The sequence below is a fragment of the Paenibacillus mobilis genome, assembly GCF_058267595.1.
The window spans coordinates 1-18,059 of the sequence record NZ_JBZCMS010000014.1; the positions used below are offsets into that span (position 1 = coordinate 1).

Annotated in this window: 17 protein-coding genes; 14 read left to right on the plus strand and 3 right to left on the minus strand. The window is 54.4% G+C overall.

Annotated features, from left to right (window positions below):
• Window positions 1–435: 435 nt before the first annotated feature.
• Window positions 436–1,791 (minus strand): MFS transporter, encoded by a 1,356-nt coding sequence (locus AC3ZPD_RS20030; RefSeq protein WP_490986048.1) that lies wholly within the window; start codon window positions 1,789–1,791, stop codon window positions 436–438.
• 252 nt (window positions 1,792–2,043) lie between these two features.
• Here AC3ZPD_RS20030 and AC3ZPD_RS20035 point away from each other — a divergent pair, with 252 nt between their 5' ends.
• The 8 genes from AC3ZPD_RS20035 (at window position 2,044) to AC3ZPD_RS20070 (ending at window position 10,459) form a co-directional block, all read left to right on the plus strand.
• Window positions 2,044–2,988 (plus strand): VOC family protein, encoded by a 945-nt coding sequence (locus AC3ZPD_RS20035; protein ID WP_490986049.1) that lies wholly within the window; start codon window positions 2,044–2,046, stop codon window positions 2,986–2,988.
• Window positions 2,989–3,130: 142 nt separating this feature from the next.
• On the plus strand, window positions 3,131–4,411 hold the full coding sequence (gene ilvA / locus AC3ZPD_RS20040; protein ID WP_490986050.1) for a threonine ammonia-lyase IlvA: 1,281 nt from the start codon (window positions 3,131–3,133) through the stop codon (window positions 4,409–4,411).
• A gap of 206 nt (window positions 4,412–4,617) precedes the next feature.
• Window positions 4,618–5,001, plus strand: a complete 384-nt coding sequence (locus tag AC3ZPD_RS20045) for a GntR family transcriptional regulator (RefSeq protein WP_490986051.1) — start codon at window positions 4,618–4,620, stop codon at window positions 4,999–5,001.
• A gap of 5 nt (window positions 5,002–5,006) precedes the next feature.
• The gene (locus AC3ZPD_RS20050) at window positions 5,007–5,753 is read left to right on the plus strand and encodes an ABC transporter ATP-binding protein (RefSeq protein ID WP_490986122.1); all 747 of its coding nucleotides are present in this window, start codon (window positions 5,007–5,009) and stop codon (window positions 5,751–5,753) included.
• Window positions 5,750–6,493 (plus strand): hypothetical protein, encoded by a 744-nt coding sequence (locus AC3ZPD_RS20055; RefSeq protein WP_490986052.1) that lies wholly within the window; start codon window positions 5,750–5,752, stop codon window positions 6,491–6,493. Before AC3ZPD_RS20050 ends, AC3ZPD_RS20055 begins: the two co-directional genes overlap by 4 nt.
• 197 nt (window positions 6,494–6,690) lie before the next feature.
• A complete protein-coding gene (locus tag AC3ZPD_RS20060) occupies window positions 6,691–7,590 on the plus strand; it encodes a LysR family transcriptional regulator (RefSeq protein WP_490986053.1) in 900 nt (299 codons plus the stop codon).
• A gap of 227 nt (window positions 7,591–7,817) precedes the next feature.
• Window positions 7,818–9,041, plus strand: a complete 1,224-nt coding sequence (locus tag AC3ZPD_RS20065; protein ID WP_490986054.1) for a M20 family metallopeptidase — start codon at window positions 7,818–7,820, stop codon at window positions 9,039–9,041.
• Window positions 9,041–10,459 (plus strand): YfcC family protein, encoded by a 1,419-nt coding sequence (locus AC3ZPD_RS20070; RefSeq protein ID WP_490986055.1) that lies wholly within the window; start codon window positions 9,041–9,043, stop codon window positions 10,457–10,459. Before AC3ZPD_RS20065 ends, AC3ZPD_RS20070 begins: the two co-directional genes overlap by 1 nt.
• 116 nt (window positions 10,460–10,575) lie before the next feature.
• Here AC3ZPD_RS20070 and AC3ZPD_RS20075 read toward each other — a convergent pair whose 3' ends face one another.
• Window positions 10,576–11,256 carry a DUF1129 family protein gene (locus AC3ZPD_RS20075; protein WP_490986056.1) on the minus strand — a complete coding sequence of 227 codons (681 nt, stop codon included), beginning with the start codon at window positions 11,254–11,256 and terminating at the stop codon, window positions 10,576–10,578.
• Between the two features lie 295 nt (window positions 11,257–11,551).
• Between AC3ZPD_RS20075 and AC3ZPD_RS20080 the strand changes: the two genes are divergently transcribed.
• Entirely contained in the window at window positions 11,552–11,782 is a 231-nt protein-coding gene (locus AC3ZPD_RS20080; RefSeq protein WP_490986057.1) for a hypothetical protein, read from the plus strand.
• A 102-nt stretch (window positions 11,783–11,884) separates the two neighbouring features.
• On the opposite strand, the gene AC3ZPD_RS20085 is transcribed toward AC3ZPD_RS20080, so the two are convergent.
• On the minus strand, window positions 11,885–12,856 hold the full coding sequence (locus AC3ZPD_RS20085; RefSeq protein WP_490986058.1) for a hypothetical protein: 972 nt from the start codon (window positions 12,854–12,856) through the stop codon (window positions 11,885–11,887).
• Between the two features lie 170 nt (window positions 12,857–13,026).
• Between AC3ZPD_RS20085 and AC3ZPD_RS20090 the strand changes: the two genes are divergently transcribed.
• The 5 genes from AC3ZPD_RS20090 to AC3ZPD_RS20110 all read left to right on the plus strand — a co-directional run bounded on the left by AC3ZPD_RS20090 (window position 13,027) and on the right by AC3ZPD_RS20110 (window position 17,982).
• On the plus strand, window positions 13,027–13,857 hold the full coding sequence (locus AC3ZPD_RS20090) for an alpha/beta hydrolase (RefSeq protein WP_490986059.1): 831 nt from the start codon (window positions 13,027–13,029) through the stop codon (window positions 13,855–13,857).
• A 188-nt stretch (window positions 13,858–14,045) separates the two neighbouring features.
• A complete protein-coding gene (locus tag AC3ZPD_RS20095; RefSeq protein ID WP_490986060.1) occupies window positions 14,046–14,840 on the plus strand; it encodes a DODA-type extradiol aromatic ring-opening family dioxygenase in 795 nt (264 codons plus the stop codon).
• A gap of 212 nt (window positions 14,841–15,052) precedes the next feature.
• Entirely contained in the window at window positions 15,053–16,156 is a 1,104-nt protein-coding gene (locus tag AC3ZPD_RS20100) for a DUF3048 domain-containing protein (protein ID WP_490986061.1), read from the plus strand.
• A gap of 195 nt (window positions 16,157–16,351) precedes the next feature.
• Window positions 16,352–16,966 carry a DUF47 domain-containing protein gene (locus AC3ZPD_RS20105; RefSeq protein ID WP_490986062.1) on the plus strand — a complete coding sequence of 205 codons (615 nt, stop codon included), beginning with the start codon at window positions 16,352–16,354 and terminating at the stop codon, window positions 16,964–16,966.
• 17 nt (window positions 16,967–16,983) lie between these two features.
• Window positions 16,984–17,982: an inorganic phosphate transporter gene (locus AC3ZPD_RS20110; protein ID WP_490986063.1), complete on the plus strand. Its 999-nt coding sequence runs from the start codon at window positions 16,984–16,986 to the stop codon at window positions 17,980–17,982.
• Window positions 17,983–18,059: the final 77 nt, after the last annotated feature.

Genomic DNA, 18,059 nt, shown 5'->3' on the forward strand with positions numbered 1-18,059 from the left:
CTGCTTGGTTAAAATGTTTCTTACTCATGTCATCCCCTCCATTGCCTCTTCCAGTATACAAAAAGTACCCATAGCCCAGACACCTTTTTTTCAAAGTGTCCAGTCTATGGGTACCAGTTTATTATAGGTATTTTTCTTGTATTTGGAGCAAAACGATGGAATTTTAATAAGGGCGAATTGCAAAATAATAAATAAAAAAGCACAGAAACATTCATAAATTTTAATTAAGATAGTTTCCCCAAACGACAGTTGTAAACGGGGGCATCGACCCGTGAATCTTTTGTGACTATTTACTAACTCAATTAATGCTTAATATCTAAAAGTTGTGAGTCTATAAATTGGCCTTATATGCTATTAGTTGATGATTCTTATATTAGTTGAGATTCATCCCTTTATGGTACTAAAGGTCTCATCCACATCTTCTTAATGATGCAATCAAATCCGCCGAAACGCCTTATAAGGCAGCAGACAAAGCGACATCACGGCAATCATGATGCCCATAGCGGCGTACAACACCGGTACCGGAATAAAGTCGGCGGCAAAACCGCTTAAGGTGGCGCCAAGCGGCATGGCGCTTAAAGCGACCATACTGATTAAAGCTGAAATGCGGCCGAGAATCGCTCCGGGGGTGACTTCCATGATATAGGAGCGGAGCGGGACGGAGGCCATGCTGACGGAAACGCCAAGCAAAGCCATAAGCAGGGCGGCGAGTCCCCAAGCCAAGTAACCGTGCAGCAAAGGCGGGAACGAGAGCAAGGCCATGCTGCAGCCGAGCAGCAGAAAGGCGGTGAGGATCAGCGTGCTTTTCCGAAAAGCGCCGCCCCATTTGGCCAGGCACAACCCGGATACGATCATTCCGCCGGTTAAGCTTGCGCCGAGCGCGCTCAGCATGCCGGCATCGGCATGAAGATGTTCTTTTACGTACACTGTCTGGAGCACGTTGATCGGCGCCAAACCGAAGTTGACGATCCCGGCCAGCAGGATGGAAGTAAAGATGAACAGGTTGCCTCTTACGTAGGCAAAACCTTCTTTCAAATCGGACACATACCTCTTGATAGCGGAGCAGGCAGGGGAAGGCTGGCGGTTGGCGGCAGAAGTGATCTTGCTATCAGGGGAGGAGGCTTTACTTACTCGATCCCTCCCGGCCCGGACAAACCCGAGCAGTAAACCCGACAGCAGGAAGGTGGCGGCGTCCACCCACAATGCACCGGTGCTCCCGAAGAAAGCGATGATCCCGCCGGCGGCAGCCAGACCGATCAGCTCTGCGCTCTGCGCGACCGAGCCGGACAAGGAGTTGCCCTTAAGCAGCTGGGATTTGCCGAGGATGGAGGGAATCCAGGCGTTTTCCGCCGGGGAAGCAAAGGCTTCCAGGGAGGAAATCAGCACTGTAAACAGAAACAGGTGCCAAACCTCAAGCAGGCCGGTCAAATAAAGCAGGCCCGTCAGGAAAACGATCGTTCCGCGCCCGTAGTCGGCGGCGATGACGATGATTTTTTTCGGCCAGCGGTCCACAAAGACCCCGGTAAATATGCTCAGCACAATGGCTGGAAGGGTATTCACCGCAAACAGGGTGCCCATCAGCAGCTTGGAGCCGGTCAGCATGTAAACGATCCAGCTGTAGGCAATGGAGTCAACCGAGTCTCCGAACCGGGAAATCGCTTTGGCGCAGAGGAGCAGCAGAAAATCTTTATTTTTAGACAGAGGTAAAGCCTGGGGAGTGACCGGAGAAGCCATAGAAACTGTCGATGCTAGAGAAGCCGGGGAAGCAGCCTGAGCGGCCAAGGGATCCATTTTAAACACCGCCTCATTCAATTTTTATAAACGTTAAAATAATTTTAATGTTAATATTATTTTAACGACGGAGCGTAAATTTGCAATCCTTTTTTTGAAATTTGGGCATTTTGGGCGGTGAGTAAAAATCCCCGCTGAAAGCGGGCTGTTTTTCCGGCGGAATGTACGGCAGTAGAGGTTTATCTTATAATAGGGAGTATGGGTTTAAAGAACCAGGTTCGGAACAGGAATGAACGCCGAGGAGGATTCGGATTGCTTAAAACGGCTGGTATTCACCATATCACGGCTTACGCAAATGACATTCAGTCTAGCGTTGATTTTTATGCGGGTTTTCTGGGCCTGCGTCTCATTAAACAGACGGTTCATTTTGAAGCGCCGGATGTTTATCACTTGTATTTCGGCGATGAGCTGGGCCGTCCGGGGACGATTGTCTCCTTGCTGTGCCGCGGGGATTTTCCGGCGGGAAGGCTGGGCGGAGGCCAGGTGGGCGTCATCGTGTTTGCAGTTCCTGCCGGAGGTCTGCTGTATTGGCGCCAGAGGCTGAAAAAATACAAAATCGACTTTATGGAAACCCGCCGTTTCGGCAGGGATTATGTCCGCTTCACCGATCAGGGCGGTCTGCTGATTGATCTGGTAGAGCAGGACCAGGGGCCGGACGCGGCCGCCCGGAGCGCAAATCCGGGACCGATCCCGGAGGTTTATTCGATTCGGGGGATTGACGGCGTTCTGCTGTTCAGCAGGCAGCCCGAGGGGACGGCGGATGTGCTGGAGCTGGGGCTTGGACTGCTGTACAAAGGCAGTGAAGAAGGGCTTGCCCGCTTTGAAGCCCACGGCCGGCTGGGAGGCAGGATCGATCTGAATATCGAGCCGATGCCTGCCGGTGCTTCGGGTGCCGGGGTCGTCCAGCATCTGGCCTGGCGCAGCAATGATGCGAGCGAGCAAATTTTATGGCAGGAGCAGCTTAAGGAAGGCGGGCTCGATCCGACGCCTGCGATCAATATGGAATATTACAAAGCGGTGAGCTTCCGCGAGCCCGGGCGGATTCTTTTTCAGGTGGCGACGGATATCCCCGGCTTTCAGACGGACGAAACCGCGGGGGAATTGGGACGGGAGCTGATGCTGCCGGACAAGCTGGAAGCGCAGAGGCCCGCCATTGAGCGGAGACTGCCCGGTTTTCAGCTGCGTGAACTGAGTTAGGCCGAGTTAAGCTGCAGAGGTCTGCCCATTTTGCCCCCGGATGGAAAGAAATTTTTCCTCCTGTCCCGGCATGGTGGTACAATAGGAGTATTAAGCAAAAATGGTGAATCAATTATCAGATAACCGGAGTGTGGAGACCAAGATGAAACAGACAGACAACCCGAAAACCGCTTCTTCCGCGTCCGTCGGGATGGAAGATATCGTACGGGCGCATCATGTGCTGCGCGAGGTTATTGTGCGTACTCCCCTGCAGCGGGATGCGGTTTTATCGGCTAAATATGACTGCAACGTGTATTTGAAAAGGGAGGATCTGCAGATCGTCCGCTCTTTCAAAATTCGCGGGGCCTACAATATGATCCGGAGTTTGACTCCCGAGGAAACCGCCCGCGGCATCGTCTGCGCAAGCGCGGGCAATCACGCGCAGGGCGTGGCTTTTTCGTGTAATGCGCTGGGGATTCAGGGGAAAATCTTTATGCCGGCAACGACCCCCAACCAGAAGGTTAAGCAGGTGAAACGGTTCGGCGGCTCCCATGTCGAGGTGATTTTGACGGGCGATACTTACGATGATGCTTACGAGGAATCGATGAAAACGTGCCGGGAGCAGGGCATGACGTTTATCCATCCGTTCGACAATGCCAAGATTGTGGCGGGCAACGGCACGATCGGCATGGAGATCATGGAGGAACTGAAGCAGCCGGCAGACTTCGTGTTTGTCACGATTGGCGGCGGCGGTCTGGTGTCGGGCGTAGGGTCTTATTTAAAAATGGTGGCTCCCGCAACCAAAGTGATCGGCGTAGAGCCGCTGGGCGCCGCTTCGATGACCGAAGCGCTGAAGCAAGGAGAGGTCGTTACGCTGGAGACTATCGACAAATTCGTCGACGGCGCTGCAGTGAAGCGGGTCGGAGACCTGAATTTCGAAATCGCCAAAGAAGTACTGGACGATGTAATTAAGGTGCCCGAAGGCAAAGCCTGCACAACGATCCTGGAGCTGTACAACGAAAATGCCATTGTCGTGGAGCCAGCCGGTTCGCTGCCGGTGGCCGCGCTCGACATGTACCGCGAACAAATCAAAGGGAAAACCGTGGTATGCGTAATTAGCGGCGGCAACAATGATATTGACCGGATGCAGGAAATGAAAGAGCGTTCGCTGATTTATGAAGGGTTGAAGCATTACTTCATGGTCAATTTCCCTCAACGGGCCGGTGCGCTCCGCGAGTTTCTTGCGGATGTGCTGGGACCAAACGATGATATTGCCCGCTTTGAATACACCAAGAAAAACAACAAGGAAAATGGCCCGGCTCTCGTCGGCATCGAGCTGATGAACAAGGAAGATTATCTTCCGCTCATCCGCCGGATGGAAGCCAAAGGGATCATATATACGGAATTGAACCGCGACCTGAATTTGTTTAATTTGCTGATTTAAGCGGAATTGAATAAAGGGATTTTGCGAAAAAGGAACAGCACCGGCGGGCCGGTGCTGTTTTTTTGTGCCCTTATTTTCGAACCAAGCATCCTCTCCCCTTTACACGCATACATTATTAGTGTACTATTTAACTATAACAGTGATACAACGTTGCGGAGTGACCGACAGATCATCATCCGTCAACGGAAGAGAGGAGCGGCGAGCAGGTGAGCCTAGAATTGGATAACAACCTTCCGATCTATCTGCAGATCATGAATTACATCAAGCGGCAGATCGTAAGCGGTAGCCTTGCGCCGGGCGATAAAATTCCATCGGTGCGGGAACTGGCGGCCGAGCTGCAGATTAATCCGAACACGATCCAGCGGACCTTTCAGGAGCTGGAGCGGGAAGAAATCGTGGAAACCCGGCGCGGACTGGGAAGATTCGTGACAAGCGAGGGAACGAAGATTATGGAGATCAAGAAAGAGATGGCCGGAGACCTGCTGGAGAAATTTGTTCAGGGCATGAAGGAACTTGGCTTTGCGGAGAAGGACATCGTAACCATCGTGTCCGAAGCAGTTGAAACCGGGCGGAAGGGAGAAGCGAAATGAACACGATGACGAACGAAACCTTGAATGGAAGCAGCCTGGCTAAGAATCCTTCGGGCGTGCCCGTCTTGAGCATCAAGCAGCTGTCCAAAACCTACGGAAAAAAGCAGGCTTTAAACAATGTTTCCTTTGACATTCAACCGGGACATATCGTGGGTTTGCTGGGCACGAACGGCAGCGGCAAAAGCACGCTGATGAAGATCGCGGCCGGCCTCGTTCAGCCAACTGCGGGTGAAGCAAAGGTATGCGGAGTACCGACGGGGACCGGAACGAAATCCCTTGTTTCTTTCATGCCAGATGCGGCGGTGACCGAGGACTGGATGAAGGTGCAGGATGGGGTTGCTTTTTACCGGGATTTCTATCCGGATTTTGATCAGGCTAAAGCCGCCGAAATGCTGCAGTTCATGAAATTAAACCCGCGTGACCGGGTGAGCTCCTTGTCCAAAGGGATGTTGGAGCGGCTGCAGCTGACGCTTGCTTTGTCGCGCCGAGCACGGCTTTATTTGCTCGACGAACCGATAGGCGGGGTGGATCCGGTGGCCCGGGGCCGAATTTTGGACGCCATTCTCGAGTTTTACGACGAAGAGAGCAGCATCGTGATTACGACCCATCTGGTGCGGGATATCGAACGGATTTTTGATCAGGTGGCGTTTATCCGGGACGGGGAACTGGTGTTGATGGATGACGTGGAAACGCTGCGGACGAAGACGGGAAAAGGCGTGGACGAATTATTTAGAGAGGTGTTTGCCGAATGATCCGGTTACTGAAATATGATTGGAAAAGAAATGCGGCGTTTTTGCTGAGCGCCTTCGCTTTGTTTGCCATACTGGAAATCGGGGTCGAGCTGTTCGTAAACGACAGCGAAGCCGCGCTGGCTTTGATGATTATGGGCTATGTGGCGATCATGGTGATCGTAACGGTCGTTTCGGTGAGAACCTATGCCAAGAACATTATCTCGACCAGCCGCCGCATGCTCCCGGTAGGCAGCCTGCAGCATATTTTGTCCCCTTTGGTGCTGGGGCTGCTGGGAACCTTGATCGTGGGCCTGATCTTCCTGCTGCATGTCTCGTTAGGCCGCACTTTTATAGCGTTTGAGCCTTTCCAAATTCTTAAGGATTTCAGCCCGGGAACCCTGATCCTGGTGGCTGTGGCCTGCCTGGAAGCCGCGTTTTTCCAGCTTCTTGTGTTCTTTCTTGCTTATACGATCGGGCGCAGCTTTCAGACCAAAGGCAGAGCCGCCATTATGGTGATCGCTTACCTGATTCTGCAGAACGGGTTATCCTGGATTGAAAACGCGCTTGGCTTCCGGCAGTTCGGGCTGGTGGAATTCGGATTGGCGGACGGTTACAATCAGTCGGCTGACCCGACTCCAGGCGTGTTTGACTCCATAAGCCATCAAGCCGTATACGGGGCTGCCGTATTTGAGCTGGTTTGCGGCGTTATCCTCATTTTCGTGATGGTGAAGCTGCTGGATAAACGGGTGGAAGTGAAATAACGGTTTTGCTGCCGAAAAAGAGGAAAAGGAACGTTCCTTACGGGTTTCCCCGTTACAGGAGCGTTCTTTTTTGATTCCATTCCCTCTCCAGCCCCTCTTATTCCCGATCCTGCCCGTTCACGAATCGCCTCTTTTCACCGCCAGGATATCCATGGTAGGCTAGGGGACAAAGATCAATAGGAAGAGGAGCGGGAAATATGGATGAAAAAGACGCCGCCATGCTGCGTTATCTGGCCGAAGGCCAGAGCCTGACCCGCACGGCGGAACGGCTGTACGTGACGCAGCCTGCGCTTACGTACCGGCTACAGCAGATGGAACGGGAGTTCGGCGTGCCGCTGATCGTCAAACATGCCAGAGGGACAAACCTGACGCCGGAAGGGGAGGCGCTGGCCGCGCACGCGCGTAGAATGAGCGAAGAGCTGTCACGGGTGAAGGACGAGCTGCAGGGCATGCGCGGCAGAATCAAGGGGACTCTGCGGCTTGGCGTAGCCAGCTATTTCGGTCTGTATATGCTGCCTCCGCTCCTGAAAAAATTCAGGGATTTGTACCCCGAGGTCCAGTTCGAAGTGACGTGCGCGCTCAGCTCGGAAGTGCTGGAGCTGCTGCACGGCCGGGAGATTCATCTCGGTATCGTACGTGGAAACTATCCCTGGCCGGAAGGACGCGATCTGCTGCATGACGAGCCGGTTTGTCTGATTGCTAAAGACAGGCTTGAGCTGGATTCGCTTCCGGACCTGCCGCAGATTCAATATGCCGATCCGAGAACCGGGGCGGCACGGCAGACGCCTTCTACCTTTGTGCAGGACATCCAGGCCTGGTGGAGGGAGCGTTACGCCGACCCGCCGCATGTTGCCATGAAGGTGGATGCGTACGAGACCTGCCGGGAGATGGTCCGGCACGGACTGGGTTATTCCTTTGTGCCGGGCGTGTTTGTCCCGCCGGAAAGCGGGCTTTATAAGCATGAATTGACCCGGCAGGACGGGACGCCGCTGAGAAGAAGCACCTGGATGCTGTACCGCGAGCAGTCCCGGGAGCTTGCCATGGTGAACCGGTTTATAGCTTTTATGCAGGAGCAGCACGGCAAAAACGGCGAATGAAGTAAAGCCGGCCAGCGGCTGGGAATGGAGCCTTCCGATTGAGGGAGGCTTTTTTGTTATGTTCGCTTCCTACTTCTACTATAAAATAATTTTAAGAGAACTCCGAAAAAATATTAATTTTACTTATCGACCGCCTGCACTTAATATAATTCATAAAAATGAATAAATATACGGACGGATATGCATGCAAACATCTGTTACATCAAAGGCAAAGGCAGGTTGGAACGATGGTGAACGAAGAACGCAAGCAGATAGAAGGATACAAGCAAGCAATGGAACAAAAGCGAAAAATTGAACAAGCCGTGTCGGCTAACGACGAGCAGCTGCGCTCGATTGCAAAAGAAATTCATGCCGACCCGGAGCTCAGCTTCCACGAGCACCGGGCGCAGCGCAGGCTGATTGCGCCGCTTGAAGCGGCCGGGTTCAAGATAGAGACAGGACTGGCGGGACTGGAAACGTCGTTCCGGGCAAGCTGGAGCGGCAAAGAGGGCGGGCCGACGGTCGCCCTGCTGGCGGAATATGACGCGCTGCCGGGCGTAGGCCATGCCTGCGGGCACAACCTGATCGGCACGTCCGCGGTCGGTGCGGCGCTGGCGCTGAAGGAAGCGTGCCCGGAGCTGCCGGGCCGGATCGTCGTGCTCGGCACGCCGGCCGAGGAAGAAGGCGGGGGCAAAATCATCATGAGCGAAGCGGGGATTTTTGACGACGTAGACGCCGTCATGATGTGCCACCCGCAGGAGAAAACGATGGTGCTGCGCGGCGGCTTGGCCTGCGTGGACGCCACGTTTACGTTCCACGGCAGACAGGCGCACGCCTCCTCATCGCCGGAGCGCGGCATCAGCGCGCTGGACGCGATGATCAACGCTTTTGTGGCGATCAATTCGATCCGCCAGTTCGTCAAGGATGACGTCCGCATCCACGGCATCATTACCAAAGGCGGCGACGCGCCGAATGTGGTGCCGGAGCTGTGCGAAGCGGTGTTTATTCTGCGGGCGGCGACGGTTGACGGTCTGCACACGGTGCGCGAAAAAGTATACCGCGCCGTGCGCAGCGCAGCCGAGGGGGTTGGCGCTACGGTCGACATCGCCGAAGGGCTGATTTACGCGGAGCGCAACAACAACCAAGCGCTGGCCGCTTTGTTCCGCAGCAATTTGGAGGCGATGGGCCTTGCGGTCAGCGACCCGCCGCAAAGCGGAGGCGTCGGCTCCTCGGATATCGGCAACGTCAGCCGGGTAACGGCGGCCATCCATCCTTATATCCGCCTTGGCGACGCCGGCACGCATACGCCGGAATTCGCGGCGCTCGCGGGCGGGGAAGAAGGCATGGCGTACCTGAACCAGGCGGCGCGTGCCCTGGCGTTAACCGCCTATGATTTGTTCGCCGATCCGCAGGCGCTTCAGCGGGTGCGGGATGAGTTTGAAGCCTGGAAGCTGGAAGGAGAGCAAGCCTAATGAATACGGAAACCCAAACCTTAAAACAACAGCCGCGAAAGTGGTTCAAGATGCCTCATACGTTCGTTATTTTGTTTATCCTTGTGCTTGTCGGAACTGCGCTTACTTATCTCATTCCTGCAGGGGAATTTGACCGTGCCGAAGATCCGAAGACGGGACAATCGCTGGTTGTTCCAGGTTCTTATCACCATGTAGCGAACAGCCCGGTCGGCCTGTTCGGCATTCCGAAAGCGATTGTGCACGGACTGGTGGATTCGGCGGACGTTGTCTTTTTTATCCTGATTATCGGGGGAGCTTTTCAAGTCATTTCGTCCACCGGGACGATCGAGGCGATTACCGGCCGGGTGGCGCGAAAGTTCGCGAATAAAGGCCTATGGGTGATTCCGATCTTTATTACGCTGTTTTCGGTCGGCGGATTTACGATGGGGATGTCCACGGAGGTTATGGTATTTGTGCCGATCGGCATCGCGATTGCCCGGGCGCTTGGGTTTGACGCGCTTACGGGAACCGCGATGATTACGCTGGGCGCAGCCTGCGGGTTCACCGCCGGGATCCTGAATCCTTTTAACGTGGGATTGGCCCAGGCGATTGCGCAAATTCCGATCTTTTCGGGCGCGGGGCTGCGGATCGTTCTGCTCGTCTGCCTGATCGTGGTCACCAGCTTGTACCTTTTACGTTACGCGGGCCGGGTCCGCAAAGACGCCTCGCAAAGCCTGGTTCGCGATCTGGAGCAGGAAGCGAGCGGGGAACCGATTGATTTTTCCAGCCTGCCTGCCATGAAACTACAGCATTATTTAACGATTATTACGATCGTTGCCGGTTTTGCCACGCTCATTTGGGGCGTTTCGAAACAAGGCTGGTGGATGGAAGAGCTGGCGGCTTTGTTCCTGAGCATGGGCGTTATTTCGGGCTTCTGCGCCGGCTTCGGACCGAGCCGGATCGCCTCCGAATTCGTGAAAGGTGCCAGCGCGATTACGTACGGTGCCCTCATTATCGGTTTGGCGCGCGGCATTATGGTCACGCTGGATCAAGGGAATGTCATCGATACGGTGGTGTACGGGTTGTCCACTATGGTCGACTGGCTTCCGGGCTCCGTTCAGGTGCTGGGCATGTATCTGTTCCAGAACCTGATGAACGTCTTTATTACGTCGGGCTCCGGGATGGCCGTTACGACGATGCCGATCATGGTGCCGCTATCGGACCTGCTGGGCATCACCCGTCAAACGACGGTGCTCGCTTACCAGCTCGGGGACGGAATTTCCAACATGATTTTGCCGACTTCCTCCGCGCTGATGGGCAGCCTTGCCGTCTCGGGTATCCCTTATCAGAAATGGGTCCGTTTCTTCTGGCCTCTTATGCTGATGTGGCTGATCATCGGCGCCATCTTTGTGGTTGCGGCGCATGCTTTCCATTATTAATATTAAGCCTTTAAACCTTCTTACCTGAAGAAGTAAAAAAAAATAAGCCCTCCTGAAATTCCTCTTTAAAGGAAAACAGGAGGGCTTTTGCCGTGCAGCCGTAACCGTTGTCCGTATTAACGCGGCTTGCGCAGAAAATAAAATTGTCCCGCAAAACCGACCGCAAAAAGAATGAGGCTTGTCCACGGGGTAACCGTAAAAGAAGGCAGCATCTGCCGCAGCATGACGTAAAAAGCAACGATAACGATGGCTGCTCCAATGGTAATCACAAACGTTTTGATATCGGCACGGACCGTTCTGCGTCCGGGGGGATTTCTGTCCGGATCCGGCGAACCCAGAAAACGGGTGACCAGCATGATCAGGCCGATGGACCCTGCGGCGACCAGCAGAAGGGCGGTGGTGTTCACCGTCAGTTCGCCCTTTCCTCCCTTTGACCAAACGCTGGAGAAACCCAGGATCATGTAAATGAAAAATACCCAAGTCAAGGCAAGCCAGGGAATCATCGTGTAATATTTGATTTTGTCCTTTGGGGTGCGCGGTTTGCGCATCTGCAGATCGGACAGGAGTTCCGAGGCATAAACCTCCGGATCGTAAGCATATTTCTCCAAAAAAGATCTCCCCAGCTTCTGCTGCTTCAGCATTTGCCGGGCCGTATCCAGCAGGGCGGCCTGAGCGGCGGGACCGTCAAAGTCGCTTTCTTTCACGCGCCGGACGATTTCGGCCAGAAAAAGCCGGTTCGCCTCCGTCAGCTGTCCGCTGATCCGTTCCGTTTCCCGTTCGGTTTGCTGCATGTTCATGAAATTCCGATTCTCCTTCTCCGTTTATCCTCAATGCCCCGAGTATACTGTACGGGCCGGGCCGCCGCAAGGGCAGTCTCCGTGACAGGGCCTTGCGGCGGAAATCCTGCCGCATATTCCGGGTTCCGCGGAGCAGGCTGTGTCATTTTGATGACAAGGGAATAAATCCCGGTCATCCGCCCAACAATAGCTATGATCACACGAGCAGGGAATGCGGCAGGTTTCACACCAAGAAACAGCCGTCGTCCCTGAACGCTTGCGAGATTACATGCTGAAGAAAAAAGGGAGTGGGAGAATGGAACGTTCAGGCGAAGAATTAACGCGGGCGATGCTCTTGAACAGCCAATCCCGCGGATCGCTGCAGGAAGTCGCCGGTGATGACGACCCAGTGCAGCTGGGCGGCCTGTCCGGCGAAAACGAGGATACCGCCGAGTATGCCGAATTTTCCGAGGAAGAGTCCCCGTTTTATGCCAAATGGGAAGGCCGGGACCTGACGCGGAAGATGTATCTTCAGTCTTACGATTAATCTTCCGTGAAATTGCCGCAAAGCCCAAAAAAATCCGACTGCCATTTTAGGCAGCCGGATTTTTGCCGTTCAGCGGCGTGTGAGGAGATTCGTTTATTTTCTCTACTCAAAGTCGAGCGGAAAATGCTCCTTGCGGTACTGATCCACCATGGGAGTCAGCTTGCCGCCGTTTGCGCGGACCACTTTCAGGAAAGCGGCAAGCTCCGTAAGATAGCCGCTGTTTGCCGGGTCCCGGTACAATAGCACGGCCTGATAACCTGTTAAGGCGTTTGGCTGGATCTTTTTATCGTCATAATCGAACAGCGGCGTATTGTTAAGCCCATAAAAGGTATAAATCTTGTAAAGCTTGAACAAATGGCGGATTTGGGCGGTGCGGTTGGAATTCGGATAGGTTTGGATAAAAAGCTCCTGCGCCACCGCACGCGCGGTGATCTGCTGGTAACCGATGCTCAGCGCGGCATCATTTGCGGGCGCCTGCCTGGATTCCTCCGCCATGATGTCCAGATAGGCCTGAATATCCGGATTTACATAAGGCCGGTAAACGGCGTACCGTTCATAATCCAGCACGGGATCAAACATGCCCTCTGCCGTGACGAGCTTGTAACCGGCGGAGACGGTTTCGTTCAGCAGGCTGCGGAGCGAAACGTTTGCCGTGCGACCGGCGAGCGAGGCCAGCGTATCCCCTTTTTTATAAAGCCTGGAAATTTGAGTTTGGATGGCGGGAGCGGAAAGCTTGGCAGTGTATGCCTCCAGCTGTTTCTTTTGCGCGTTTTCCAGATGCAGCGTCATGATCGTCGCCTCATACGGACCTGCTTCCGGGATGTGCTGCTTCAAATAAGAGACGGCGCGGCCAAGCTGTCCTTCGGCCAGCAAGGACTCGTAAGCCGCGTAAACGGGACTGAACGCGGCCTTCGGCAAGGCTTGCGCTACAGGCTGGGACTGCGCCGCCGGAGCTTCGGCAGCCTGAGCGGCCGCACGGCCGGCGAAACCAGCAGCTCCGCTGAGGGGAGCTGCGGTCAAGCTGACGGCCATTAAGAAGAGGGGAAGTTTTAACCTTACGGGCGTGATTTTCAAGGGAATCAACCTCCTTTAAGGGTCTGCTTCTTATTACCCGTTAGACGCTCACGGAATAGGGAAGGTTGCGTTGACAAAGGGGAGAAGGGGATGATAAACTTAAATTACATTAAACAACTCGGAATTATAAGTATTTTGTATTCCAGCGTAAAAACTAAGGAGGAACTGAAATGGAGCGGCAGATAACGATACAGTACGGTAAAGAAACGATTGCCGCCAGTCTGCATTATCCGGCCGGAACGGCGAAGAAGGAGGGCCGCTGCAAAGATCGCGTGCCTCTTGTGCTGATCTGCCACGGCTTCGTGGGAAGCCGGATCGGCGTAGACCGCCTGTTCGTCAGCGCGGCAAGGGAACTGGCCGAAGCCGGTTATCTGGTGCTGCGTTTCGATTACGTCGGCTGCGGGGAAAGCAGCGGCAGCTACGGCCGTGAAGGACTGAAATCGATGGTGGAGCAAACCCAGCGGGTGCTGGATTACGGGCTTAGCGTCAGCGACGTGGATCCGACGCAGGTCACCTTGATCGGCCACAGCCTGGGCGGGGCCGCTGCAGTAGCGGCCGCGGCGGCGGACCGGCGGGTGAAAAACCTGGTGCTGTGGTCCGCGGTCGGTTATCCGTTCAGCGATATTGTCAAAATCACCGGCAGGCAGCTTTATGACGATGCCGTCAAATTCGGGCATGCGGATTATCTGGGTTATGAGCTGACGCCGGTCTTCTTCGAATCGCTTGCCAACTATCAGCCGTTCCAGGAAGTAAGCAAATTCCACGGGAATGTGCTGGTCGTGCACGGGACGTCCGACGAAGTTATTCCGGTCGATTACGCTTTTCTGTATCAGAAAGTATTGTGGACGCGTCCGGAGGGGCGCTGCGACAAAGAAATTATTTTTCAGGCCAATCATACGTATTCCAACGGCGAACACCGCACTCATCTGATCCAAACGACGAAGGCATGGCTGGACGGCCAGGAAGCGCAGCAGGAAGAATGGCAGCACTGGATGATATAAGCCTGATGTTCAGCAGGTTGATTGTTTACGGCTTGAACCCTAATAGTTGAATCCGTTCGAAGGCGTCCCTCGGGGCGCTTTTTCCTTGTTCTGCGTTAAAACTGCCAAAAGGTTGCAAGTGGTAAAATCGGCGTGGAAGCGATAGAATAAACATATATACACTATCAAGGGATAAGGAGGTGGCCCGGATGACCATGCCATCCTTATTTATCGCGCACGGTTCACCGATGCTCGCATTAGAAGACAGCGCATATACCGCTTTTTTACAGCGGCTGGGCCGTCGCCTGCCTGTTCCCAAAGCCGTTGCGATCTTTTCGGCCCATTGGGATGATCCGCAGCAGCTGCTGACAGACGCGGACCGTTATGAAGCGATTCATGATTTTTACGGGTATCCTGAGGAGTTGTATCAAATTCGTTATTCCATTCCCGGCGACCGCAAAATTGCGCGCGACGTGCAGAGCCTGTTCGAGCAGGGCAACCTGAATTTCAAGGCTGTGCCGGACCGGGGGCTGGACCACGGGGCTTGGGTGATTCTGAGACGGCTGTATCCGGATGCCGAAATTCCGGCGCTGGAGCTGTCGATTGATTCCAGGCGTTCGCCTTCCGAGCAGTACGAAATCGGCAAAATGCTGGCAACGCTTAGAGACAAAGGCGTGCTGATCATCGGCAGCGGGGCTCTGGTGCATAATCTGCGCCTGTCCAGCCAAAACGGACCCGTTCCGCAGGTCGATACGTTTGATCAGTGGATCAGCGACAAAATCGGCCAGTGGAGTCTCTCCGAATTGTTCCGCTTCGACAAGCTGGCGCCCAATGTCCGGGATGCCGTTCCGTCGTATGCCGCGGAGCATTTCTGCCCTTTGTTTTACGCGATGGGAGCGGCCGACAATGAACGGACGGCAAAACGGCTGTTCCAGGACCGCAGGCCAGGAGCGCTGAACCTGGATGTTTGGCAGTTTGGGGGAAATGAGCTCGGCGAGATTTAACGGTTGGTTTCGTTTTAAGCAAACAGCACGAACTACGGACAAAACAACAGGACACACTGATAAATAACGGAGCCGCATCCTTGGGATGCGGCTTTTTAGGTTTTTCGCAGGTAAACGCAAGGCTGATAAACGCCCGATCCTCCCGATGTCTTCTCTTCCATGACGTATTCCGCCTATAATGGAACAATAAGCCAAACGGGAGGAACTGAATTTTGCCTATTAGAGCTTGGACAAAATGGACCGTCACCGCCGCGGCGTTAAGCACCGCGGCCGCCCTGCTGCTGTCCGCATGCGGCTCCCAAAATGCGGACGGGCCCGCTCCGTCGCAGCCGAACGCGACGGAATCTCCGGCGCCAGGTCCGGCGCCGGGCCCTTCAGCTTCCGCGCCTGCGGGAGCCTATACGTCACCGCTGACCGGCCTGCCGGCCGACACAGCGGTAAATCAACGGCCGGTCGCGGTGATGATCAACAACGCGCCGGCGGCCCGTCCGCAGTCTGGTCTGCAGGATGCGGACGTGGTGTACGAAGTGCTGGCCGAAGGCGGGGTTACGCGCCTTGTGGCGATTTTTCAAAGCGCGGAAAGCGGCAGAGCGGCCAAGCTGGGGCCGGTGCGCAGCATCCGGCCTTACCTGATCGAGCTGGGCGAAAGCTACCACGGCGTGCTGGTGCACGCGGGCGGGAGCCCGGACGCCTATTCGATCCTGCAGTCCCAGCACAAAGAGGAGCTGGACGAAATCGGCAAAGCGGGCGCCTACTTCTGGCGGGACTCCGCCCGCAAAGCTCCGCACAATCTCTATACAAGCCTGGAGAAGCTGCGCGAAGGCGTGGACAAGTCCGGCTTCGAAACGTCTGACGACGCCGTTCCGGCCTACACGTTCCGCCAGGCGGACGAACCGCCGACGGAAGGTACGGGCGCGGTGGGTGTGCAGGTGAAATTTTTGCAGGACAGCTATAAGGTGTCTTACCGCTATGATGCCGGGACGCGGCTGTATACGAGGTACATCGGCGATAAGGTGCATGCGGACAAGGAAACCGGCGAACCGCTGACGATGAGCAACGTAATAGTGATGGGGGCGGACCATAAAGTGCTGGACGATGTCGGCCGGCTGAGCGTGGATTTGGAGCTGGGAGGCAAAGCGCTGCTGTTTCAGCGCGGCAAAAAGATCGAAGGACGTTGGGTCCGCAAACAAGACGACATTATCCGGTTTATTAAAGACGGTGCCGAGGTCCCGCTGTACCCGGGAAAGACGTATTTCAACATCGTGCCGAACCGTCCCGATTTCGAGTCCCACGTTCAAATTCTGGAAGGCTCCTGATGCATGGAAAGTCCCCTTTTTCCTAATATTAGGGATAGCAGGTACTTGATGGGGTAATGTTAATTAAATATTGCCTGAAAGTTTTGATAATGCGTTTACATAGCCTTTACAATACGTCTTTCAGGTTGGTAAGATAACAAGGGTTGTCATCAATAGAGTTATTTCATCAAATTATTTAAAAAAGGGGATATCCAGGTGAGAGTCAAGAAGAAGGATATTTTTTTCCAGACACTCGAAAATATGGCGGATACGATTGTACAAGCCGCTGACTATTTTACCGCACACGTTTCGGATTTCGACAATATTTCCGATTTTGCCAAAGCTATGAAAGAGTTTGAGAAGAAGTGCGACGAGTTTGTGCATACGACCATTAAAGAATTGAACAAAACGTTTATTACGCCTATTGAACGCGATGACATTATGGGTCTGGTCACCACCATGGACGACGTCATTGACGGACTCGAAGCCACGGTATCCCGCTTCTATATGTACCACCTGGGCAACCCGGATAAATATATCGTGCAGTTTGGTGAAATCCTTCGAACCTCCGCTTACGAAATTCAAAAGGCTGTTCATCTGCTCTCTTCGAAAAAACTGCTGGCGATCCGCGAACACACGATCCGCTTGAACGACCTGGAGAACCAGGGGGACGAGCTGCTGCGCATCTGCATCAACGAGCTGTTCAAATCGGTAACCGATCCGATCGAGCTGATCAAGAAAAAAGAAATCTACGAACGCCTTGAAACGACAACGGATGCCTGCGAGCACGTGGCCAACATGCTGGAATCCATTATCATGCGCAATTCGTAAGGGGCGTTGACAATAACATGGATACAACTTTGCTTATTTTAGGCGTCGTCATCATCCTTGCGCTTGGTTTTGACTTTATCAACGGCTTCCATGATACGGCCAACTCGATTGCAACCTCCGTTTCCACGCGGGCGTTGACGCCGCGCAGGGCGATCCTGCTTGCGGCGGGAATGAACTTTCTCGGCGCGATCCTGTTTACGGGTGTCGCAAAGACGATCGGGGGGAAAATCGCTGATCCAACCACGATGGACAACGGTCTCGAGGTCATTATCGCAACGCTGCTCGCGGCGATTATCTGGAACCTGGTAACCTGGTTTTTCGGCATCCCGTCTTCCTCTTCCCATGCGCTCATCGGGGCTTTGGTTGGGGCGGTCTTCGTCGGGGCCGGTTCGGATCACGTGAAATGGTCGGGTTTCCGCGAAATTGTGGAGGGTCTTCTGATTTCGCCGCTGATCGCTTTTGCCGTCGGTTATATCGTCATGACGATTTTAAAATACATCTTTGCCAGAAGAAGTCCTCATACCGTAAACAAAGGTTTCCGTACTTTGCAGATTTTAACGGCGGCCCTGCAGGCTTTCACGCACGGCACCAACGATGCGCAAAAGGCGATGGGGATCATTACGTTCGCCCTCGTGACCTCCGGGCAGCTGTCCGACTTGACCGTTCCGCTGTGGGTTAAAATTGCGGCGGCCTTGTCGATGGCGCTTGGCACCTCGGTCGGCGGCTGGAAAATCATTAAAACGATGGGCACCAAAATCTTTAAAATCGAGCCGATCAACGGATTCGCGGCCGACATTTCGGCGGCCTCCGTCATTTTCTCGGCTACGCTGCTGCACCTGCCGGTCAGCACCACGCACGCGATCACCCCGGCCATTTTGGGCGTGGGCGCTGCCAAACGGTTCTCCGCTGTGCGCTGGTCGCTTGCCGGACGAATCGTAGTCACCTGGTTCATCACCATTCCGATTTCCGCCGTATTGGCCGGTTTGATCTTCAAGCTGCTGTTCGGCTGGTCTTAACTGGCAGGAATCAATACCAACGAATGAAGTTCTCCCGATCGATTAGATGGCGGAGGGCTTTTTTGTTGGTGTCGGGG